Source organism: Pseudomonas sp. PME37.24/006, from assembly GCF_055556635.1.
Genome location: NZ_JBVHNL010000003.1, coordinates 981,579 through 1,003,811 on the forward strand (window position 1 = coordinate 981,579; position 22,233 = coordinate 1,003,811).

General features: G+C 62.0%; 20 protein-coding genes. 13 read left to right on the forward strand and 7 right to left on the reverse strand.

Annotation, left to right across the window (positions count from 1 at the left end):
- Window positions 1-51: 51 nt before the first annotated feature.
- Entirely contained in the window at window positions 52-963 is a 912-nt protein-coding gene (locus tag ACZ3GY_RS15555; protein WP_463562120.1) for an EamA family transporter, read from the forward strand.
- An 83-nt stretch (window positions 964-1,046) separates the two neighbouring features.
- Here the strand turns inward: ACZ3GY_RS15555 and ACZ3GY_RS15560 are convergent, their stop codons facing one another.
- Window positions 1,047-1,802: a FadR/GntR family transcriptional regulator gene (locus tag ACZ3GY_RS15560; RefSeq protein ID WP_463562121.1), complete on the reverse strand. Its 756-nt coding sequence runs from the start codon at window positions 1,800-1,802 to the stop codon at window positions 1,047-1,049.
- A 114-nt stretch (window positions 1,803-1,916) separates the two neighbouring features.
- Here ACZ3GY_RS15560 and ACZ3GY_RS15565 point away from each other — a divergent pair, with 114 nt between their 5' ends.
- Window positions 1,917-2,789, forward strand: a complete 873-nt coding sequence (locus tag ACZ3GY_RS15565; RefSeq protein WP_463562122.1) for an aldose 1-epimerase — start codon at window positions 1,917-1,919, stop codon at window positions 2,787-2,789.
- 215 nt (window positions 2,790-3,004) lie between these two features.
- Entirely contained in the window at window positions 3,005-3,223 is a 219-nt protein-coding gene (locus tag ACZ3GY_RS15570) for a hypothetical protein (protein WP_042556287.1), read from the forward strand.
- Window positions 3,224-3,277: 54 nt separating this feature from the next.
- On the opposite strand, the gene ACZ3GY_RS15575 is transcribed toward ACZ3GY_RS15570, so the two are convergent.
- Window positions 3,278-4,762 (reverse strand): helicase HerA-like domain-containing protein, encoded by a 1,485-nt coding sequence (locus ACZ3GY_RS15575; protein ID WP_465910901.1) that lies wholly within the window; start codon window positions 4,760-4,762, stop codon window positions 3,278-3,280.
- A gap of 154 nt (window positions 4,763-4,916) precedes the next feature.
- Here ACZ3GY_RS15575 and ACZ3GY_RS15580 point away from each other — a divergent pair, with 154 nt between their 5' ends.
- On the forward strand, window positions 4,917-6,812 hold the full coding sequence (locus ACZ3GY_RS15580; protein ID WP_465910902.1) for a methyl-accepting chemotaxis protein: 1,896 nt from the start codon (window positions 4,917-4,919) through the stop codon (window positions 6,810-6,812).
- Between the two features lie 53 nt (window positions 6,813-6,865).
- On the opposite strand, the gene ACZ3GY_RS15585 is transcribed toward ACZ3GY_RS15580, so the two are convergent.
- Both ACZ3GY_RS15585 and purU read right to left on the reverse strand, forming a co-directional pair.
- Window positions 6,866-7,045 carry a hypothetical protein gene (locus tag ACZ3GY_RS15585; RefSeq protein WP_465910903.1) on the reverse strand — a complete coding sequence of 60 codons (180 nt, stop codon included), beginning with the start codon at window positions 7,043-7,045 and terminating at the stop codon, window positions 6,866-6,868.
- Between the two features lie 91 nt (window positions 7,046-7,136).
- On the reverse strand, window positions 7,137-7,988 hold the full coding sequence (gene purU / locus ACZ3GY_RS15590; RefSeq protein WP_463562126.1) for a formyltetrahydrofolate deformylase: 852 nt from the start codon (window positions 7,986-7,988) through the stop codon (window positions 7,137-7,139).
- A 332-nt stretch (window positions 7,989-8,320) separates the two neighbouring features.
- On the opposite strand from purU, the gene mvaT reads away from it, so the two are divergent.
- The gene (mvaT, locus tag ACZ3GY_RS15595) at window positions 8,321-8,701 is read left to right on the forward strand and encodes a histone-like nucleoid-structuring protein MvaT (protein ID WP_225838763.1); all 381 of its coding nucleotides are present in this window, start codon (window positions 8,321-8,323) and stop codon (window positions 8,699-8,701) included.
- A 175-nt stretch (window positions 8,702-8,876) separates the two neighbouring features.
- Here mvaT and sbcB read toward each other — a convergent pair whose 3' ends face one another.
- Window positions 8,877-10,307 (reverse strand): exodeoxyribonuclease I, encoded by a 1,431-nt coding sequence (gene sbcB / locus ACZ3GY_RS15600; protein ID WP_465910905.1) that lies wholly within the window; start codon window positions 10,305-10,307, stop codon window positions 8,877-8,879.
- Window positions 10,308-10,496: 189 nt separating this feature from the next.
- On the opposite strand from sbcB, the gene ACZ3GY_RS15605 reads away from it, so the two are divergent.
- The 8 genes from ACZ3GY_RS15605 to ACZ3GY_RS15640 all read left to right on the forward strand — a co-directional run bounded on the left by ACZ3GY_RS15605 (window position 10,497) and on the right by ACZ3GY_RS15640 (window position 18,691).
- A complete protein-coding gene (locus tag ACZ3GY_RS15605) occupies window positions 10,497-11,258 on the forward strand; it encodes a DUF2189 domain-containing protein (RefSeq protein ID WP_465910906.1) in 762 nt (253 codons plus the stop codon).
- Between the two features lie 90 nt (window positions 11,259-11,348).
- Window positions 11,349-12,074, forward strand: a complete 726-nt coding sequence (locus tag ACZ3GY_RS15610) for an RDD family protein (protein ID WP_465910907.1) — start codon at window positions 11,349-11,351, stop codon at window positions 12,072-12,074.
- The gene (locus ACZ3GY_RS15615; RefSeq protein WP_465910908.1) at window positions 12,071-13,051 is read left to right on the forward strand and encodes a stage II sporulation protein M; all 981 of its coding nucleotides are present in this window, start codon (window positions 12,071-12,073) and stop codon (window positions 13,049-13,051) included. The genes ACZ3GY_RS15610 and ACZ3GY_RS15615 overlap by 4 nt, the downstream gene beginning before the upstream one ends.
- Window positions 13,038-14,606 carry a DUF4129 domain-containing protein gene (locus tag ACZ3GY_RS15620; RefSeq protein WP_465910909.1) on the forward strand — a complete coding sequence of 523 codons (1,569 nt, stop codon included), beginning with the start codon at window positions 13,038-13,040 and terminating at the stop codon, window positions 14,604-14,606. The genes ACZ3GY_RS15615 and ACZ3GY_RS15620 overlap by 14 nt, the downstream gene beginning before the upstream one ends.
- Window positions 14,603-15,823: a DUF4350 domain-containing protein gene (locus tag ACZ3GY_RS15625; RefSeq protein ID WP_465910910.1), complete on the forward strand. Its 1,221-nt coding sequence runs from the start codon at window positions 14,603-14,605 to the stop codon at window positions 15,821-15,823. The genes ACZ3GY_RS15620 and ACZ3GY_RS15625 overlap by 4 nt, the downstream gene beginning before the upstream one ends.
- A complete protein-coding gene (locus tag ACZ3GY_RS15630) occupies window positions 15,820-16,866 on the forward strand; it encodes an AAA family ATPase (RefSeq protein ID WP_465910911.1) in 1,047 nt (348 codons plus the stop codon). The genes ACZ3GY_RS15625 and ACZ3GY_RS15630 overlap by 4 nt, the downstream gene beginning before the upstream one ends.
- 25 nt (window positions 16,867-16,891) lie before the next feature.
- Entirely contained in the window at window positions 16,892-18,223 is a 1,332-nt protein-coding gene (locus ACZ3GY_RS15635) for a DUF58 domain-containing protein (protein ID WP_465910912.1), read from the forward strand.
- 174 nt (window positions 18,224-18,397) lie between these two features.
- Window positions 18,398-18,691: a hypothetical protein gene (locus ACZ3GY_RS15640; protein ID WP_225838744.1), complete on the forward strand. Its 294-nt coding sequence runs from the start codon at window positions 18,398-18,400 to the stop codon at window positions 18,689-18,691.
- Window positions 18,692-18,725: 34 nt separating this feature from the next.
- Here ACZ3GY_RS15640 and ACZ3GY_RS15645 read toward each other — a convergent pair whose 3' ends face one another.
- Both ACZ3GY_RS15645 and ACZ3GY_RS15650 read right to left on the reverse strand, forming a co-directional pair.
- On the reverse strand, window positions 18,726-19,622 hold the full coding sequence (locus tag ACZ3GY_RS15645) for a transglutaminase family protein (protein ID WP_465910913.1): 897 nt from the start codon (window positions 19,620-19,622) through the stop codon (window positions 18,726-18,728).
- Window positions 19,619-22,111, reverse strand: coding sequence for a circularly permuted type 2 ATP-grasp protein (locus tag ACZ3GY_RS15650; RefSeq protein WP_463562136.1), 2,493 nt, complete (start codon window positions 22,109-22,111; stop codon window positions 19,619-19,621). The genes ACZ3GY_RS15645 and ACZ3GY_RS15650 overlap by 4 nt, the downstream gene beginning before the upstream one ends.
- Between the last annotated feature and the right edge of the window lie 122 nt (window positions 22,112-22,233).

Sequence of the window (22,233 nt, forward strand, 5' to 3'; positions counted from 1 at the left end):
GCCGTCACAACACCTCACTAACCGGCTCAATCAATATGGGAATTGCTGCCAATGACTGCCCCTGCCCTGTTTCCCCGCCATATCGCCGTGCTGTTGCTAGCCCTGCTGGCGTGCTCCTTCGCTGGTAACCACATCGCTGCACGCATCGCTTTCGACAACGACACTGGCCTGCTCCTGGCAATCCTGTGCCGTTCCGGTGTCACCATGCTGGTGCTGCTGGGCATCGTTCTCTGGCAGCGCCAAGCGCTGCAGATGCCACCTGGCGCCTGGCGCTGGCAACTGCTGCTGGGGTTGCTGATCGCCACCCAGAGCATCTGCCTGTACTCCGCCGTGGCGCGCATTCCGGTGGCGCTTGCGCTGCTGATCGGCAACACCTTCCCGATCCTGCTCGCCCTGCTCACCTGGGCACTGGGTGGCTCGGCGCCGACACGGCGCACGGTGATGCTCATGGGCCTGATTCTGCTCGGCCTGGTGTTCGCCCTGGATCTTCCAGCACGCCTGAGCGCCAGCGAGCCGGCTGGCCCGGAATGGGTGGTTGGAGTAAGCGTGTCGTTCCTCGCCGCCTGCGTATTCGCCTGCGCGCTGTGGATTACCGACCACAAGCTGTCGAGCCTGCGTGGCTCGGTGCGCAGCATGCTGACCCTGATGATCGTGTTCAGCAGCATGGCACTGGCTGGCAGCGCCGACCTGATCCCTGGCGGCATGAACCTGCCGGGCAACGAAACCGGCTGGATCGCGCTGGGTGCTCTGGTGCTGCTCTACGGCATCGCCTTCTGCATGCTGTTCGTCACCGTGCCGCGCCTGAACATGGCCAAGAACGCACCGGTGATGAATATGGAGCCCATCGCCACGCTGCTGTTCGGCTGGCTGCTGCTGGATCAAGTATTGAGCGGTATACAGATGATCGGCGGCGCGATCGTGCTGGCGGGGATTGTTCTACTGACCTATCGCAAGGACGCCTGAGTATCTACCTGCGATCAGTTGTGCGTCGGTACTGCGGTGCTGAAAACGGGCTGGATCACCAGCCCGCTTTTACCTTGCAGGGCTCACGCCTGCTTGACGACCACTTCCGCGGCCTCGTGGGCCTGACGCAGCCGCTCACGGCTGTTGGTCAGGTGCAGGCGCATGGCGGCGCGTGCCGCATCGGAGTCCTGGCGGGCGATGGCCTCGAAAATCTGCTCATGCTCGCGCTCCAGGCGCGCCATGTAATGAGAGTGATCGTCATGGGCGATACGCGCCGAGTTCAACCGGGTGCGCGGAATGATGCTGGTGCCCAGATGGCTCATGATATCGGTGAAGTAGCGATTACCGGTGGCATGAGCGATCTGCAGGTGAAACTGGAAATCGGACGACACCGCATCACTTTCGTGGGCGGCGCCTTCATTCAGCGCATCGAGCGCCTGGCGCATGGAAGCCAGCTGCTCAGGGGTACGTCGTTGCGCAGCCAGGCCAGCCGACTCGACTTCCAGGCTGATGCGCAGTTCGAGAACGGCGAGTACTTCACGCAGGGTGACGATGGTCGCCGGATCGATGCGAAAGCCACCCGGATTGGGTGTATCCAGAACGAAGGTACCGATGCCATGGCGGGTTTCCACCAGCCCGGAAGCCTGCAAACGCGACAAGGCCTCGCGCACTACGGTGCGGCTGACGCCCTGCTCTTCCATGATCGCAGACTCGGTCGGCAACTTCTCGCCACGCTTGATCACTCCATCGCGAATGCGCTCGGACAACTCCGCGACCAGCTCCTGAGCCAGGCTGCGATGCTTACGGCGCGCACGTGGTGGTGTGTTCTGATTTTCCATAGCAATCGATATCGTCTGGATGGTCAAACCGCATCATATAACAGGCGGTTGTATGATGACACGTTCTTCGTTTATCTCCGGCAAATGACTCGTTAACTGCACAGGTACCGCACTATGCCGCTCGACACATTGCATCTGCAGGATCGCTTTACCCAGCTCACATTGGCGCCTCGGACTGGCGGCAGTATCGCCAACTGGATGGTCAAAGACAGCGCTCAGCCCCTACTGCGCCACAGCGATGAGCAAGCCCTGCAAGCCGGCACGCCTCGCCAGCTTGGCTGCTACCCGCTGGCACCCTGGTCGAACCGCATCACCGAGGGCGGTTTCGACAACCCCAAAGGCTGGCTCGCGCTGGAGGCCAATGCCGACAACTCGCCACTGCCGATCCACGGCAGCGCCTGGCAGCAACCTTGGCAAGTAGTCGAGCACAGTGAAGATTCGGCACTGCTGCGCCTGGAAAGCCAGACACCGTTCGCTTACATCGCAGAGCAACGCATCCGTCTGCACGAAGGCCGCCTGGACATCCAGCTGCAGGTCACCCACAGGGCCGACGCGCCAATGTGGCATGGGCTGGGCCTGCACCCGTATTTCCCCCGTACGCCGGCGACCCGCCTGCAGGCCCGCGCGAGGCAGGTCTGGAATTGCGACGCGAACAGCCTGCCAACGCAACTGAGCGACCTGCCGGAACATTGGGACTTCAACGAAGCGCGTGATCTCCCGGCGCAGCACACCGACAACGCTTTTATCGATTGGAACGGTCAGGCGCGCATCCTGCAGCCTGACGCCGGCTACAGCCTGGAAATAAGCGCCACAGGCAGCGACCTGTACTTACTGTTCTGCCCGGAGCAAAAGCCGTTCTTCTGCTTCGAACCAGTCAGCCACCCGGTCAACGCACACCATATGCCAGGCAAGCCCGGGCTGGTGCTGTTGCACAAGGGACAGAGCCACAGCCTGACGTTCAGCCTGCAGTACCGCACGCTGGCCTGACACAACATGGGTCACAACTCGCGGCGACTGCGCTGGACTTTCGCTGCACTTTGACGATAATCAGCCACTGTCCCCCTGACTTCCCGCTGCGCTTGATGCCAATAGCCGGAACTTTAGTAGGGGCAAGCGCTTCAAACAGATGTGGCGACCGTATCAGTAAGACCGCCCGGTCTTACGTTGTCGCCCTTCTCCTATCAGAAACCATGGGTACTATCGTGACGAAAGACGAACTGCGCGCCGAACTCGAGCGCCAGGCGCAGCGTTACAAGGATGTATACGGCGGAGAGGTCATTACTTACGCCGCCCAACCGGATCCGGAACGCAAGCCTTGGCGCAAACGAGCCAGCCTGCTCGATCAGGCATTCGATAAAGAAATCGAGAAGATCGAGAAAGACTTGTCCAGCAAGGAAGAAGCCAGAGCCGAAAGCGCCTGAGCCGCTGACCGGTGCCGGCTGGCGTGCCCGAGCACACCGCCGGCGGTGCAGTATTCAGCGTCGCTTGGACGTGGACTTGCCGCCCAGCAAAGACCCCAGCACACCGCGAACCAGCTGCCGACCGAGTTGATTGGCGACCTGACGCATGGCGCTTTTCATTGCCTGACCAGCCAACCCGCCGAGGAACTCGCCAGCCACGCTGACAGTGGACGGCGGTGCCTTGCCCGCTTGCACCTGCTCACTCGCTTGAGTCGCACGGGCGGTCAGAATCTCGTAGGCCGACTCTCGGTCGAATGCCTTGTCATAGCGCCCCGCCTGTGGTGACTGGCGAATCAGGCCTGCGCGCTCGCTTGCCTCCAGCGGCCCGATACGCGATTGCGGCGGGGCGATGGCGACACGCTGCACCATCGCCGGCGTGCCTTTATCCTCTAGCGTCCCCACCAGGGCCTCACCGATACCCAGCTCGGTCAGCACCGACAGACAGTCGAACGCCGGATTGGGCCGAAAGCCGTCAGCCACTGCGCGCAGCGCCTTCTGCTCCCGGGTGGTGAATGCCCGCAGACCGTGCTGGATACGCAGCCCCAGTTGCGCCAGCACATCGTCCGGCAGGTCACTCGGCGACTGGGTGACGAAATACACGCCCACGCCTTTCGAACGAATCAGCCGCACGACCTGCTCCAGCCGCGCCTGCAGGGCCTTCGGAGTATCGGCGAAAAGCAGGTGGGCCTCGTCGAAGAACAGCGCCAGAACCGGTTTGTCCGCATCTCCGCGCTCGGGCAGTTGCTCGAACAATTCCGCCAGCAGCCACAACAGGAAGGTCGCATAGACCTTGGGCGCTTCGTGAACCAGGCGGCTGGCATCGAGCAGGTGAATGCGCCCGCGACCATCACGATCCGGCTGCAGGATGTCTTCGAGCTGCAGCGCCGGCTCACCGAAAAGTGCCTCGCCACCCTGCTGTTCCAGGCTGGCCAGACGCCGCAACAACGCCTGCGCGGAGGTATTGGTGAACAGCGCGCTGTCGGCGCCCAGCACCTGCGGCTGTTCTTTCAGATGAGTCAGCAGGGCTTTGAGGTCTTTCAGGTCGAGCAGCAGCAAACCTTCACGATCGGCCACCTTGAACGCCGCATACAGCGCTGCCTGCTGGCTGTCGGTAAGTTCGAGCAGTGCGCCGAGCAGCAGCGGGCCCATTTCACTCAGGGTGGTACGCAGCGGATGACCGCTTTGCCCGTGCACATCCCACAGAGTGACCGGATAAGCCTTGGGGCTGTGCGCCAGCCAGGGCATGCTGGCGATACGTTCAGCGATCTTTCCTTGAGGAGCCCCGGCGGCGCCAAGACCACACAGATCCCCCTTCACATCCGCGGCGAAGACCGCGACGCCCGCATCACTGAAGTTCTCGATCAGGCGCTGCAGGGTCACCGTCTTGCCGGTTCCCGTGGCGCCTGCGATCAGGCCATGGCGGTTGGCCAGACGCAGTGACTGACCAACTGCCTGGCCATCGCCGCCATCACCCAAAATGAACTGCTGATTCAACGACATGATTCCGTCCTCTGGACTAAAGCTTTGCTACTTCAATGCCGACATAAACGCCGGGCGATGACCGATCAGCCTTCACCGATCCTCCGCCCCGCTCCACTCGCCAGATGGCGACGCCCCCAAGACTGGTTCCAGTGACTTCCGGACGCAAGATGCCATGACGAGAAACCTGCAGTTCAGCCACAAGATTCTGCTGGCCGCCACCTTGGTGGTCACGGTCGCCTTCGCCTTGTTCAGCCTCTATAACGATAGCCGCCAGCGTAACAGCATCCAGCAGGCACTCCAGAACAACCTGAGCCAGGCCAGCAACGCTGCGGCAGGCAATATCGAAAGCTGGTTGTCGGGCCGTATTCTGCTGGTCGAGAGCCTCGCCCAGAACCTGGAATTGGCCATTGCCCAAGGCAACCTGCAGGAGGTCATCTCCCGCCCGGTGTACAAGAGCGCTTTTCTCTCCACGTATATCGGCCTGGAAAGTGATGGACGTTTCCTTTCCAGCCCGCCCACACAGATGGCCGCCGGCTACGACCCGCGTACACGTCCCTGGTACAAGGACACCGCCCAGGCCAGCCGTACAGTCCTCACCGCTCCCTACGTGGATCAGATCACCAACTCGCTGGTGATTTCGCCAATCGCACCCGTGCGCGGCCCGGACGGCAAACCGTTCGGCATGACCGGCGGCGATGTCAGCCTGGATACGCTGGTGAAGATCATCAATTCCATCGAGCTCGGTGATCTCGGTTACGCCTTCCTGGTCAGCAAGGACGGCACCGTGCTGGTTCACCCCCAGGCTGACCTGGTAATGAAAAACCTGCGCGACCTCTACCCCAATACCAGCATTGGCCTCGACAGCAAACTGACCGAGGTCGAACAGGATGGTCAGGATCGGCTGCTGACATTCGCACCGGTCAAGGGCCTGCCCGATGTGCAGTGGTATGTCGGCCTGTCCATCGACAAGAACCTGGCCTATGCGGAGCTGGATGAATTCCGCCTGTCAGCGGCCATCGCCACGCTGATTGCAGTGGCATTGATCATCGCTCTGCTCGGCGTGCTGATCCGTGTACTGATGCAGCCGTTGACCACCATGGGCAAGGCCATGGAAGACATCGCCCGCGGCGAAGGCGACCTGACCAAACGCCTGGCCATTCAGTCCAACGACGAGTTCGGCGCTCTAGCCAGTTCGTTCAACCGCTTCGTCGAACGTATCCATGCGTCCATTCGCGAGGTGTCCTCGGCCACTGCCCAGGTCAACGAAGTCGCCAAACTGGTGGTCAACGCCTCCAACTCGTCCATCGTCAATTCGGACGAACAGGCCAGCCGCACCAATAGCGTTGCAGCAGCGATCAACGAGCTCGGCGCCGCCGCCCAGGAGATCGCCCGCAACGCCGCAGACGCCTCCAATCAGGCGTCGGCCGCCCGCCTGCAGGCCGAGGATGGTGGCAAGGTGGTGCAACAGGCGATCAAATCCATGACCGAGCTGTCGACCAAGGTCATCGACGCCCGCGCCAAGATCGAGATGCTCAACGGCAAGACAGTGGACATCGGGCAGATACTCGAAGTGATCAAGAGCATCTCCCAGCAGACCAACCTGCTCGCTCTCAACGCCGCCATCGAAGCGGCACGCGCCGGTGAGGCAGGTCGCGGTTTCGCAGTGGTCGCCGACGAAGTGCGCAACCTCGCCCACCGCACCCAGGAATCGGCGCAGGAAATCGAGAAGATGATCGCAGAACTGCAGATCGGCTCCCGCGAATCGGTCACCACCATGACCGAGAGCCAGCGCTACAGCGAGGAAAGCGTGGCAGTCGCCAACCAGGCTGGCGAGCGACTGGGCAGTGTTACCACGCGCATTGGCGAGATCGACGGCATGAACCAGTCAGTGGCAACCGCTACGGAAGAACAGACCTCGGTGATCGAGGCGCTGAACATGGACATCACCGAAATCAACACCCTCAATCAGGAAGGCGTGGAAAACCTCCAGGCCACCCTGCGGGCATGCGCGGATCTGGAGCAGCAGGCCGCTCGCCTGACGCATCTGGTCGGTAGCTTCCGCATCTGATCGCTGCAAACGAAGAAGGGCGCCAATGGCGCCCTTCTTCGTTGATGTCCGACCTACTTGTCCGACGTAGCGTCATGCTCACGCTGCAAGCGCTGCCATAACGCCTCGGCACCTTCGAACTCGGTGCCATCCTCCTCGCTCAATGCCTCAGGATCGTAACGCCGCACGCACCCTTCACCCAGTGTGGGCGGTGGCGTTGCAGTACCGGGCTGGCGAGGCGTGTCGTCGCTCATGGCCGATCAGCAGTGCTGGTTGTCTTGCTCATACGAGAGCCTCATCACAGAGAGGCACCGATGCAGCACTGTTCGGCCACCTCGACATAGATCAATCGAACACAACGGTCTTGTTGTTGTGCACCAGTACCCGATCTTCCAAGTGATAGCGCAGACCACGGGAAAGCACCATCTTTTCGACATCTTTGCCGAGGCGCACCATCTCTTCGATGCTCTCGCGATGACTGACGCGCACCACGTCCTGCTCGATGATCGGGCCCGCATCCAGCTCTTCGGTCACATAGTGGGAGGTCGCACCGATCAGCTTGACGCCTCGCAGCGAGGCCTGATGGTAAGGCTTGGCTCCCACGAACGACGGCAGAAAGCTGTGGTGAATGTTGATCACCCGGTGGGCATAGTCCTGACACAATTTGGGCGGCAGTATCTGCATGTAGCGGGCCAGCACGATGGCATCGGCACGGTGCTCTTCCACCAAGCGCGCGACCTCATCGAAGGCCGGCTGCTTGTTCTGCGCATCCACCGGCACGTGGATGAACGGAATGCCGTGCCACTCGACCATGCTGCGCAGGTCGTCATGGTTGGAGATCACGCAGGGAATATCGCAATCGAGTTCGTTGCTGTGCCAGCGGTACAACAGGTCGGCAAGGCAGTGTGACTCGCGGCTGGCCATCAGCACCACACGCTTCTTCTGCGCCGAATCGGTGATCCGCCACTCCATGGAGAATTCCCGAGCGATCGGCGAAAACGCCTGATTGAAGCCATCGAGATCGAAGGGCAACGAATCGGCGCGAATTTCATGACGCATGAAGAACCAGCCGCTCTGCGTATCCGAGTGGTGGCTCGCCTCGGTAATCCAGCCGTTGTAGGTCGCCAGAAAGTTACTGACCTTGGCGACGATGCCGGTACGGTCAGGGCAGGCGATGACCAGCCGAAAAGTGCGCATGAACAACTCCAGAGAAATAGCGAAGGCGCGCATTTTAGCCAGACTAACGAAAAACTGCAGTAGCCCTACTGCACTTACCGCAATCCCTTCGTCTGCATGCCCCACAGGCACTGAAAAAAACCTCGCAGATGGGAGTAATAATGCGCTCGCCGTGCGCTGAAAACAGGATTAATTCCCGCATCTTTCAAGTGCCAATAAACAGTGAATTCGTGCCGCAGTTTGCAACTTAATTTTTTATAACAACACGCTTTACTACAAAGCGGTTTACTTACAATTAACCGATGTCTACTATAAGCAACACTTGGCCACTCCCCTAGATTAAAGGTAAGCACATGTCGTTGATCACCGAATACCGCAGCCTCGAAGAAAACATCAAAGAACTGCAAGAGCGCCTGAAGAACCTGTCGCAAGACGACAAACTGAAAAAAGAACTGGAATTCGAAGGCAAGCTGCGCACCTTGATGGGCGAATACCAGAAGTCGCTGCGCGACATCATCGCTCTGCTGGATCCAGATGCCAAAGCCGGCAAAACTACCCGTAATGCCAAAGCTGCAACAACTGGCACCAAGCGCGCTCGTAAAGTTAAGCAGTACAAAAATCCGAATACCGGCGAAGTCATCGAAACCAAAGGTGGCAACCACAAGACGCTGAAAGAGTGGAAAGCCAAGTGGGGCGCTGACGTCGTTGAAAGCTGGGTTACCCTGCTGGGCTGATGCCATGCCGGGGCGGTGAGTCCATGAAAAACGCCAGCACTGCTGGCGTTTTTTATGGGCGCGCTTAAGTTAATCCCGTAGCAAGGATCACCATGAACAGAGCCAGGTTAGCTCAGCGTGCGCTGATCCACAGCCCCATCCTGCCCTTTGCTCACCGTACTATCCATCTATAGATTTACAGCGTGTAACGCTGGCGCAAGTGTTCGGCATACTCTCTCCACCCCTGCAATACCACTCGCTGAGCATCTGTCGCTGTGGCCAGATACTGCACCATTTCCGCCTCGAAACTCGCCAGCGTATTAGGCGCACCGAACTCAGGCTGGCTCAGGCGCCGCTGACAGAGTTCGCGCCAGCGCTGCCGCTCCTCGTTATTCAAGGTCAGGGGAAAGTTGCGAGCCCGATAACGGAACAGCAATTCGGGCAACCGATGATCATCGAAAGGCCAGCGTTGAGTTGCTAGCTGTTGTGGATCGCAATTGCGCACTTGCTCACACAATCGTCGATCACGATCTCCGATAAAGCCGTCATACAACTGCTGTTCCGGATCAATCCCGGCGGCAAAACTTTCCTCCTCGTAGACCTGCGACAATTTGTCCTGCCACTCGGGCTGACAATCGATCAGACGCTGTGCGCGAGCCATGTAATCGGCTTTATCCAATTGCAGCCGCTGGCAATCCTCAGGGCGTAGCACGCTCAAGGGAGCAACCACCGGACAACGGTTGATATGGATAAGTTTGAGCGGCACCGGTTGCTGACCTTCAGCCAGCTCGTCTCGACGGGTGTAAAGGCGGCGGCGCAACGTTTCGCCATCTTCGCTCAGCAACGGAGCGGCATCGAGGTGTAAGTCGCAGACGATCAGTGCGTTCCGATTACGCGGATGCCAGGCCAGCGGCAATACGATTCCCAAATAGTGACGCGCCCCGGCAAACCTCCCGGACACGTGCACCAACGGCTGCAACAGGCGTATTTGATCCAGCACTTTCTGCTTACCGCGCAGCCCATACAGGTAATCGTAGAGTTTTGGCTGGCGCTCACGCACCAGGCGCGCCAGGGCAATGGTCGCGCGCACGTCGGACAGCGCATCGTGGGCCTGACCATGCGCGATACCGTTGGCAGCGGTCAGTTGCTCGAGTTTGAGACTGACCCCCGTTTCGCCCTGCGGCCACTCGATGCCCTCCGGGCGCAGTGCGTAGGCGGTTCGCACCATGTCGATCAGATCCCAGCGACTATTGCCGCCCTGCCATTCCCGCGCATAGGGATCGAAGAAGTTGCGATACAGACTGTATCGCGTCACCTCGTCATCGAAACGCAGGCTGTTGTAGCCAACCCCGCAGGTGCCAGGGCGCGCCAGTTCGGCATGCACGCGCGTCATGAACTCGGCCTCGCCCAGCCCGTCATTGGCCAGCCGATCAGGGCCGATGCCGGTAATCAGGCAGGCGGCAGGGTGCGGCAGGATGTCATCACTGGGCTGGCAATATAGGTTGAGTGGTGCCTCTATTTCATTGAGCTGTTCATCGGTGCGGATACCAGCAACCTGCAGTGGCCGATCACGGCGCGGGTCGATGCCGGTGGTTTCATAGTCGTACCAGAAGAGGCTGGTGGGCACGAGGTGCTCCTATGGCGATTGAGCGCTGCAGTCTAGGTTCGTTACAGGTTCATCACAAACCACAAACACGATGAAAAGCTTGACCGACCTCACGCCTGAGCAAAGCGGCAGGGCGCTTGCCCTTGTGACGCTTTAGCCTAGCCATTAATATTACGAAACAATCTTACTCACACTCGCCAAGGATGAATCATGAGTGACACTCTCTCCACGAACCCCTACGCCGTTCCCACCAGCGAATTGCAGGAAACGTCCAACAGCGATCATGCGCCGAGCATCGAGCAGGCCCTGAGCCGTGGCTACGATTTCAGTATCAGCGCGCTGATCAGCGAAGCCTGGCAACTGACCAAAGGCACCAAAGGCATCATCGTCGGCGGCTTTCTGATCTTTTACGTGGTGATGTTCGTCGCCATGTTCGTGATTGGTGGCGCACTCGGCATTTTCACAGTATTCAGCAATAACCTGGCGCTGATCATCATCGGTCAGATCGTTACAACCGTTCTCGCGTCTGCGGTGACCTACCCCTTCATCGCCGGCCTGAACATGATCGGCATTCGCCGCGCTGCAGGCCAGCCATTCAGTTTCAATGAAATCTTCGCCCATTTCGGCCGCACCGTACCGCTGCTGATCGCAGCCGTACTGATGATGCTGCTTATCTACCTCGGCATGATCCTGCTGCTGATTCCGGGCATCTATCTGGCAGTCGCCTACATGCTGGCAATTCCGCTGATCGTCGAGCGTGGCCTGTCGCCCTGGCAGGCCATGGAAGTGTCGCGCAAGGCCATCACTCAGCACTGGTTCAAGATATTCGGCCTGTTCCTGCTGCTCGGCCTGATCCTCGCCATCAGTGCCATCCCGGTGTTCATCGGCCTGATCTGGACCGTACCGTTGTTCGTAATGGCCATCGGCGTGTTGTACCGCACCATCTTCGGCGTGTTGCCAGCTACTCGCTAAGCACCTCCTCACCTGGCCGCGTTTCTCGCGGCCAGGTTGCTTCCTGACTCGCTGCTGGCTAGCATCGGGCTTTGCTCATATGACGTGACGATGCCGCCCTCTTCTATTTCCCCTCTCACTCGACAACAGCACCCGGTGCTGGACACGCGCTATCAGGTGGAAACTCCGGAAGGCATCGACTTGGCATTGCGCCCAGCCGGCCTGGTACCACGGGCGCTGGCCTTTACCATCGACCTGCTGATCCGCGGCGCGATTCTCGCGGTCGTCTACCTGACGCTAGGTATGTTCGGCCAACTCGGCATGGGCCTCGCGACCATCGTGCTGTTTCTGGTGACCTGGTGGTACATGGTGCTGTTCGAAGTGCTCAACCAGGGCCGCTCACCCGGCAAGCAACTACTCGGCCTGCGCGTGGTACATGACGATGGCACACCAATCGGCTGGCCGGCCTCGCTGACCCGCAACCTGTTGCGCTTCGTCGACCTGCTGCCATTCGCCTATACCCTGGGCATCATCAGTTGCCTGAGCAATCGCGCTTTCAAACGTCTCGGCGACATTGCTGCCGGTACTCTTGTGGTCTATCGCGATCAGTCCATCGAACGCCCCAATCTGCCCGAGGCCGAAGCATTGCGTGCGCCCTTCCCTCTCGACTTCGCCGAGCAGCGCGCCATGCTCGCCTTCGCCGAACGCGGTGAAGGGCTATCGACTGCTCGGCGCACCGAGCTGGCGGCCATTCTCGCCGCGCCCCTGCAGGTGGATGCCGAGCAGGCGGAAGGCAGAATCAACGGCATCGCCCGCAGCTTGCTGGGTCCGACATGAAGCAGAGTCTTTTCGAATCCAGGCACCAGCCCCAGTGGCAGGCATTCAGCGAGCAGTTAGGTCGATTGGAAAAAGGCAGCGCCGAAGCGGAAAAAAGCCGTACCTTCGCCGCCGACTACCGGCGCCTCTGTCAGCACCTGGCGCTGGCCAGAGAACGCGGCTACAGCAACCACCTGATCGATGAGTTGCAGCAACTGGCGTTGCGCGGCCACCAACAGTTCTATCGTCACCACAGCGCCATCGGGCCGCAATTGATCGGCTTCGTACTGGCTGGGTTTCCGCGCCTGGTACGTGAGGAATGGCGCCTGGTGACGATCGCCAGCCTGCTGTTCTTCGGCAGCCTGGCTGTCATGGGCACCCTCGTTTACCTGTTTCCGGATCTCGTCTACAGCGTCATGGATCCCGGCCGGGTCAGCGAGATGGAGAGCATGTACGACCCCGACACCTCGCGCCTCGGACGCTTCGGCGAACGCGACTCCGGCGATGACTGGATGATGTTCGGCTACTACATCATGAACAACATCGGCATCGCCTTTCAGACCTTTGCCAGCGGCCTGCTGTTCGGCGTCGGCAGCCTGTTCTTCCTGCTGTTCAACGGGCTGATGATCGGTGCTGTGGCCGGTTACCTGACGCAACTGGGCTACAGCGAAACCTTCTGGTCATTCGTGATCGGTCACGGTGCCTTCGAGCTGACCGCCATCGCCCTGGCCGGCGCCGCGGGCCTCAAGCTCGGTTGGGCGCTGCTCGCCCCCGGGCGCCTGCCGCGTGGCGAAGCCCTACGCCTGGCCGCGACGCGCGCGGTACGGCTGCTTGGCGGCGCGGCGCTGTTTCTGTTGATCGCCGCCTTTATCGAGGCTTATTGGTCGTCCATGACCTTCGCCACCGCGCATATAAAATACGCGGTGGGCGCCGGACTCTGGACGCTAGTGCTGGCTTACCTGTGTCTGGCCGGTCGGGGGCAGCATGCGCCTGACTGATGCCAGCGTGGCGATCCGCCCGCGTACGCCCTGGGAAGCCATCGATCTCGGTGTGCTCATGGCCGGCCGTCATCGCGGCCTGCTGATGGCCAGCTGGGCGGCCGTCACCGTACCGATTTTCGCCCTGCTCTGTGCGCTGCTGTGGCAATACCCCACCTGGGCCATATTGGTTTTCTGGTGGCTGAAGCCAGCCTACGAACGGCTACCGCTATACATCCTCTCGCGCGCTCTGTTTGGCGATACGCCGACCTTCAAACAGGCACTCAAGGCTTTCCCCGGCCTACTCAAGCCGCAGTTGCTGGCCAGCCTGACCTGGCGACGCCTCAGCCCGTCGCGCAGCTTCGACCTACCGGTACTGCAACTCGAAGGTCTCAAGGGCAAGGAGCGTACGCAGCGCCTCAACGTATTGGCGCAACGCGATGCCGGCGCCGCAATCTGGCTAACCGTGGTTGGCGTGCACCTCGAAACGGCTCTTTGGATCGGGCTGGGCAGCCTGGTCTATTTGCTGATCCCCACCCAGGTATCCACCGAGTGGGACTGGCAGAGCCTGATCAGTGGCGATACCAGCGACTGGTTCTGGCTGGAGCACCTCTCCAACCTGGCCTACGTGCTACTGCTGATTCTCTGGGAGCCGATCTACGTCGCCGGTGGTTTCAGCCTTTACCTGAACCGTCGCACCGCGCTGGAAGGCTGGGACATCGAACTGACCTTCCGCCGCCTGCGCCAGCGCCTAACTGGTGCCGCCTACGCGCTGCTACTGGGTTGCGGCGTGCTGTTGCTGCACACACCAACGCCAGCCCTGGCAGACACGCCGCACAGCTGCCCGCTGCCCAGCGAAGACCCGAACGGCCCACAGGCTCCACGCATGCTCGCCCAACCGCTCAGCAGCGAGGCCTCGCGCGAATCGGTGCTGGCGATTCTCGACGAACCACCCTTCGAGAACCGCGAGACGGTAACCCGCTGGCGCTTTGGCGACGAAGCCAAGCAGGAAGAACCCTCGGAAGACACCCGTAAGGCTCTGGAGAGCCTGTTCGAGATGCTCGAGAACTGGACGGCCTTGAAAGGCATCGCGCTGTTCTTCGAAGCCCTGCTGTGGGCCTTGCTGATCGGCATCATCGGCCTGGTACTCTGGCGCTACCGCGAATGGCTGAGCACCTTCGCTGGCCGTACTCGGCTGCGCATGCCGGTAAAAAATCAATCACCTGACCAACTGTTCGGCCTGGAAGTACTGCCACAGAGCCTGCCGGACGATGTCGCCAGCACCGCCGAACGTCTCTGGCAGGACGACCCACGGGCAGCCCTGGGCCTGCTTTACCGTGCCCTGCTCAGCCGCCTGATTCACGACCACAAGTTGCCGCTCAAGAGTTCTCATACCGAAGCCGAGGTGCTGTCCCTGGTCGACGGCCTCGACGATCCGGAACTCAGCAACTTCAGCCAGACCCTGACCCGTCACTGGCAGAACCTCGCCTACGGCCACCGCCTGCCGCCGACAGAAGCGCACCCGGCCCTATGCAATGACTGGCGACGCCTGATCGAACACGGTGGCAGGCCATGAACCGCACCGCACGTTTCGTTATCGGCGCGCTGCTGGTTCTGGGCCTTGGCCTGCTCGGCAGCTATCTGCTGAGCCGTGCCGAGCCCTACGAAGATATAGTGAGCCACGGGCCATCCCCGGAGGCACGTGCCAACCCCTATCTGGCCGCCGAGCACTTCCTGCGCAAACAGGGCCTGGACGTTGCGCGCGCCGACAATCTCGCCGGCCTGGCCGAACTGCCCAGCCGCGGCCATACCCTGCTGCTACTCGGTAACCGCAGCAACCTGACACCACGCCAGAACGAGCGCCTGCTGCAGTGGGCAGCCCAGGGTGGTCATCTGCTGTTCGTCGCCGAACGCATGTGGGACGAAGAGCAAGGCAAGAGCGGCGACCTGCTGCTCGATGCCTTGAACGTGCAGCAATACCCGGTCGAGAAGCTCGACGAAGACGAGGAAGAAGCAGACAGCGCTGCCGACGAGGAAACCGCGGAGCCGAACAGTGAGGAAAGCCAGGAAGAGCCGACGGATGCTTATCCGCAGTTGACCAAGCTGTATCTGGAGAACGAGCAGGCACCCGCCTATGTCGGTTTCGATACCGACTTCCATCTCTACGACGCCAACAACCTTGCTCATGTCTGGGCCAACAGCAGCGAAGCCACGCACCTGCTGCAGATCTATCACGGCGAGGGGCTGATCAGCATCGTCACCGACGCCTGGGTCTGGCAGAACGCCAACCTGGCCGATTACGACAACGCCTGGCTACTCTGGTACATGACCCAGGACAGCGCGGTGACCCTGGTCTACAACGCCGACCGCGACAACCTGCTGACCCTCTTGCAGCGCCATTTCACTCCGGCTCTGCTGGCTCTCGGCCTCCTGCTGGTGCTGGTGCTGTGGCACGTGGGGCAGCGTCACGGCCCGCTGCTGCAGCCGCAAACGGCGAGCCGCAGGCAGCTGCAGGAACACCTGCGCGGCGCGGCCGACTTCCTGCTTCGCCACGGTGGTCAGCAGCGCCTGCTGAACAACCTGCAGCAGGACATCCTACGCCGCGCCCGACGCCGTCATCCCGGCTTCGAGCGCCTGGGCGTCGCCGATCAGTGGCAGATTCTCGGCCGCCTCAGCCGCCAGCCTTCCGCAGCCATCAGCCAGGCCATGCGCCCGCTGAGCAAGAAACGCCTTTCCGCCAACGACTTCACCCGTCAGGTCGCCCACCTGCAAACACTCAGGAATGCCCTATGAGCGAACATACGCCCGACCAGCCGAGCAGTCCGATCAGCGAGCCTGCCAGCAGCACCTCCGTACCAGCCGTCAGCAATATCGCCCAGCAGCGCCAGCGTGCCAGCCAGTTGGCCCAGGCCTTGCGCCAGGAGCTGCAGAAGGCGGTAATCGGCCAGACGGCAGTCATCGATGACGTGCTCACCGCACTGATCGCGGGCGGTCACGTACTGCTCGAAGGCGTGCCCGGCCTCGGCAAGACGCTGCTGGTACGCGCCCTGGCCCGCTGCTTCGGTGGTGAGTTCGCACGCATCCAGTTCACCCCGGATCTGATGCCCAGCGACATCACCGGCCATGCCGTATACGACCTGCAGAGCGAACAGTTCAAACTGCGCAAGGGGCCGATCTTCACCAACCTGCTGCTTGCCGATGAGATCAACCGCGCACCGGCCAAGACCCAGGCCGCGCTACTGGAGGTCATGCAGGAGCGTCAGGTGACCCTGGAGGGCCGTCCGCTGGCGGTACCGCTGCCGTTCATGGTGCTGGCCACCCAAAACCCCATCGAACAGGAAGGCACCTACCCGCTGCCGGAAGCCGAACTCGACCGTTTCATGCTCAAGCTGCACATGGATTACCCCGAGCAGGACGAAGAGTTGAGCATGGTGCGTCAGGTATCGCGCTCGACCAAGGCCGACATGCTCGAAGTCACGCCCCTGCGCACCCTGCTGCAGGCCAAGGACGTGCTGATCATGCAGAAGATCGCCGGCGATCTACCGCTGGACGAACAGGTACTCGACTACGCTGTGCGCCTGGCCCGTGCGACCCGCAGCTGGCCGGGCCTGGCCATCGGCGCCGGTCCCCGCGCCTCCATCGCCCTGGTACGTTGCGCACGCGCACGCGCTCTGCTGCGTGGCGGCGATTTCGTGTTGCCCGATGACATCAAGAGCTGCGCCCTGGCCGTGTTGCGCCACCGTGTACGCCTGTCGCCGGAGCTGGATATCGAAGGGCTGTCCATCGATCAGGTGCTGCTGCAGTTGCTTGATCAGGTTCCCGCGCCCCGTCTATGAACACCTCGATCCTGGATAGCGCGGCATGAAGCCCTCCTCCCTCCTGCTCCGCCTGCTGGCCGGGCTGTTGGTGGTCGCCATCGTACTCGGCGCGCTGGATGCCCTGTCCGTCGCCGTGCCGGAGCGCCTCGTCGCGCTGTGGTGGGGTGCCTTGCTGTTACTGGCGGGCGCCGCGCTGATCGACGCCCTGCGCCTGTACCGCCAAACGTCGCCGCGCCTGCAGCGGCACCTGCCAGGCAACCTGCCGCTGGGTCGCTGGAGCGACGTACAACTGACCGTCCATCACGCGTACCCGCGTGCGCTGCACATCCAGGTATTCGATCATGTCCCGCAGGACATGGCCGTCGAGCATCTGCCGCAACAGGTCGAACTGCGCCCAGGCGAACAGACCACCTTCAGCTACCGGGTGCGCCCGCTGCTGCGTGGCCATTTCGTCTTTCCACGCTGCGAGGTCAGCCTGCCCAGCCCGCTGCGTCTTTGGCAGTCGCGGCGCTATCTGGACGTGCGCGACGAAGCACGCGTCTACCCGGATTTCGCCCGCCTGTACGGCGCTCAACTGATGGCCGTGGACGACTGGATCGCCCAGTTGGGCGTGCGCCAGCAACAACGTCGTGGCCTTGGGCAGGAATTCCATCAGCTACGCGAATTCCGCGATGGCGACACCCTGCGCCAGATCGACTGGAAGGCCACTGCCCGCAAGCGCACGCCCATCGCCCGTGAGTATCAGGACGAACGTGACCAGCAGATCCTGTTCCTGATCGACTGCGGCCGGCGCATGCGCAGCCAGGACGGCGAGCTGTCGCATTTCGACCACGCGCTCAACGCCAGCCTGCTGCTCAGCTACGTGGCGCTGCGCCAGGGCGATGCCGTGGGGCTGATGACTTTCGCCGGCGAGCAAAGCCGCTACCTGGCGCCGGTCAAAGGGCAGGCTCAGGTCAACGTGCTGCTCAACGCGGTCTACGACCTGCAGAGCACCCAGCGCCCGGCCGACTACGCCGCGGCGGCGGATACCCTGCTCAGCCGCCAGAGCCGACGCGCCCTGGTGGTATTGATCACCAACCTGCGTGACGAAGACGACGAGGAGTTGCTAGGCGCGGTGAAACGCCTGGAGCGTCGGCACCGGGTGCTGATCGCCAGCCTGCGCGAGGAAGTGCTCGACAGTCTTCGACATACCCAGGTGCGCGACCACGAGTCGGCCTTGAACTACTGCGGCGCCGTGGATTACCTCAACGCACGCAACACCCTGCACGAGCGCCTGGCGGCTCAAAACGTCCCGGTGCTGGACGCCCGACCGGGCGAACTCGGCCCCGAGCTGGTCAACCGCTATCTGGCGTGGAAAAAGGCAGGGGTGTTGTAAAGCACGCCCTTGGTAGCCAGTGTCGAGCGCAGCGATACCCGTAAGATCGCGCCCTGGGTATCGCTGCACTCAACCGCAGGCTACGGGGGAGGGTTGTTTGTTTCTGGCTACTGCCCTGAAACTCGGCATTCCTTATACTGCGCTCCATCGATTTCGCCTGTGGAGCGTACGCCTGTGAATTTTTCTTCCTGGACACCCAAGGAGCGCCTGATTTCCGGGGCATTCTTCGCCGTGGCCATCGGTTGCCTGCTGTATGGCTTCACATCGGGCGTACCACCCATGAGTAGCGAGTTCTTTTCGATGTTCGCCGTGGTGTCGCTGGTGATCGGCCTGGCGCTGACGCCGCAGTTCATGCTCCAGCCGCTGCGCGAAAGCCTGGGCAGCAATCTGTCGAAGCCGATGCGCATCGCCTTGGGCTTCTTCTGTGCCTTCCAGCTGATCGCGGTCATTCGCGTAATTCTCGGCTGAGCCCCACAGCCCGCCACTCAGCGGGCTGACACGCTCAGTTGGCTGGCAACGGCATGACCGTCACCTGCACCTCGGGATCATGATCACCGCCACCGAGAATCACCCCACGCAACGGGGAAACATCGGAGAAGTCGCGGCCCCAGGCCAGGGTGATGTGTTCCAGCGCCGGCAGGATGTTGTTGGTCGGGTCGAAGTCCACCCATCCATTGCGCGGGCAATACACCGACACCCAGGCATGCGAGGCATCGGCACCGATCAGACGCGGCTGGCCGGGAGGCGGTTGGGTGAGCAGATAGCCGCTGACGTAACGTGCTGCCAGGCCTCGGGAACGCAGGCAGGCGAGCATCAGGTGGGCGAAGTCCTGACAGACCCCACGACGCTCCTCGAGCACCTTGAGCAACGGCGTCGCCACCTGAGTGGCTTCGGCATCGAAGGTGAACTCGTCGAAGATTTTCTGCATCAGCGCGCGCACCGAGAGCAGCAGCGGCTGATCGGGCAGGAAGCAATCATCAGCGAACAGGCTGAAGGCGCGCTTCAGGCGCACGTAGGGTGACTGAAAGCGGTAGCGGGTGGCGTCCAGCAACTCCGGCTCCCACGGCCGTCCGTGATACCCCAAGGCTTCACAGGTGGACTCCCAGGACGGTGAATCCTGCAGATCGAGATATGCCCGCGGCAGCACTTCGACATTCAGCTTCGCACAGACCTTCAAGGCGTCATGGGGCCGCTCGAAGGCCAGGCGGGTCAACGGATTGCCGAATACATCGACGATATCGTGACGTTGACAGGGCTGCGGGGTGATCTGCAGATGGCGCTCCTCGCAACGTTGCCAGGCACAGTCACGCGGCCACAGATGGGCCAACTGCTGGGCCAGGGATACCGGCGAAGCGTAGCGATAATGGGTGTCGTGCAACACCTGATAACGTGCACTCATGACGACCGGGTTCCCTGGCTGGCGGCAACGTGCACGAAAAAGCGCAGGCCCAGCTCATCCGATGCCTTGCCGGACGCCTGCCCAATGGCCTCGAGCAGATCGGCCAGGCCGTCGAGTACCGCGCGAATGCCCCGGGCGCCGAACAGCGGGTTTTCCAGGCTGTGCAGATCGACGGCACTCAACTGCCGTTCGAGCTGTGCCAGTGCCGGCGCCTCAGGCAGATGGAAGCGCTCGGCCAGGCGCTCCAGGGAGCGCAACAGCGTACGCACCTGAAACAGTACTGCGTGGGGATTCTGCTCATCGAGCAGTAGCAGGTCGAGTACCGGAATCAGTTGTGCCGACGCCATGTAGCGGGTGCGGTAGGTGATGCTGCTGTTACCCAGTTCCAGCAGCCACTCCAGAGCCGATTGATCATCCGGCGTACTGCTACGCAGGAAGCTGCCGACGCTGTCGCAGAGGAACTGCAGGCGTTCGATGCAGCGGCCGATCATCAGGAAGCGCCAGCCATCGTCACGGGTCATGTCGTCCAGCGCGAAACCGGAGAGCGCCGCCAGCGACATCAGCAGGCGATTAAGAAAATCCAGCAACTGCCCAAAGTCGCCGCCACGGGCTTCCAGATTCTGCGCATCGCGCTGTAGCTCCACCAGCGCTTGCCAGTTGGCCTGGGACAGCTTGCCACGCACGCTGCCGGCGGTCCATTGCAGGCGTTGCAGATTGGTACGCAGGCTGGCCGGCCATTCGTCCCCAAGCACCGCCTCAAGCAGCCGGGCATCCAGCGCGCCGTGCTCTTCATCCGGCAGCAAGCCGAGACTTTCGCCCAGATCCAGCGCAGCCTCCAAGGCCTGCGGGTCATCATCGTCGTCGACGTAACGGCCGAGCATGATGCGCAGCAGCCGCGCGTTGTTCTCGCAGCGCTCGCTGTAGCGACCGAACCAGAACAGGTTTTCCACCACTCGCGACGGCAGATAGGGGTCGCTGCGCACCAGATCGGCGGCGCCCAGCGGGCGCATGCCCTGCCAGGGCTCACCAGGGCCGTGGCGCTCGCCGAGTACCCAGGTGTCCTTGCTGGCTCCGCCGCGCTGCATCGACACCACCTCGGCGTCGGCTTGCGCAGCGACTCGGGTCAGGCCGCCCGCCATCACCCGGTAACCGTCGGCACTGGCCACGGCGAACACGCGCATGCCGATGGCCCGCGATTGCAGCTTGCCTTCCTCGGCTTGCCAGACCGGTGCCTGGGACAGTTGCGCCAGCGCCTGAGCGACATAGGCATAAGGGCGCAGCCGCAAGCGTGCGGTCAGTTCAGCACGCTGCGCAGCATCCAGATCACGGCCAAATACCGGGGTGAAACTCTGTGACGGGAAGCTCGGCCGGATCAGCAGCTCCGGTAATTTCTCCAGCGCCTCCTCCAGTACCGGCGGCTCGCCGCACCACCAACTGGCAATGCTGGGCAGCAGCAGCGGCTCACCCAGCAGCTTCTCGCTGATCGCCGGCAGGAAGCCCGGCAGGCCCGGCGCCTCCAGCACGCCACTGCCTAGGGCATTGGCAACCAGTACACGGCCCTGACGCACCGCCTCCAGGAGACCGGGCACGCCCAGAGCAGAGTCGGTACGCAGCTCGAGGGGATCGCAAAAATCGTCGTCGAGACGGCGCAGTACCGCATGCACGCGGCGCAACCCGGCCAGCGTCTTGAGATACAGGGTGGCGTCACGCACGGTCAGGTCGCTACCTTCCACCAGCGGATAACCGAGCTGACGGGCCAGGTACAGGTGTTCAAAGTAGCTCTCGTTGAATCGCCCAGGGGTCAGCACCACCACCAGCGGCGTCTCGCCATCGGCGGGTGCCTGACGCGCCAGGGTGTCCTGCAGGGTGCGGAAGAACCCGGCCAGGTACTGCACGCCAAGATCCCGGTACAACTCGGGAAAGGCGCGGGAAACGATCTGCCGGTTTTCCAGGGCGTAACCGGCGCCAGAAGGCGCCTGGGTGCGATCGGCCGTCACCCACCAGCGGCCATCGGGGGCCCGCGCCAAGTCAACGGCATACACATGCAGGAAGGTGCCACCCGGTGGTTGCAAGCCCTGGCAAGGCCAGAGAAAGTTCTCGTGACCGAACACCAGCTCTGGCGGCAGCAGGCCGTCGGCCAGCAGCTGTTGTGGTCCGTAGAGGTCGGCCAATACCTTGTCGAGCAACGCGGCACGTTGCGCCACCCCGGCAGCGATGGTCTGCCACTCGGCGGCGGGAATCAGGTTGGGCAGCAGATCCAGTTCCCAGGGGCGATCCGCGCCATCAGGATCGGCGTAAACGTTATAGGTAACGCCGTTTTCCTGGATCTGCCGGGTCAGCATGGCCTGGCGCTGCTGCAGCTGCGCCGGGCGGCTGCGTTGCAGTTGGGCCAGCAGTTTGCGCCAGTGCGGACGCACCTCTCCCTTGGCATCGAGCAGCTCATGGTAAGCCGCATCAGTCAGCGGATAATCGGCAAGCAGGTCTGGCATCAAGATCTCGACAGTGTCTTCTCATACCCACAGGCCAGGGGCTGTTCCCGTTTCCAGCTCAGTCATGCCGAAACGGGAACACACCTTAGGCATCGCGGCGTTACAGAATAGCCGCTGCCAAC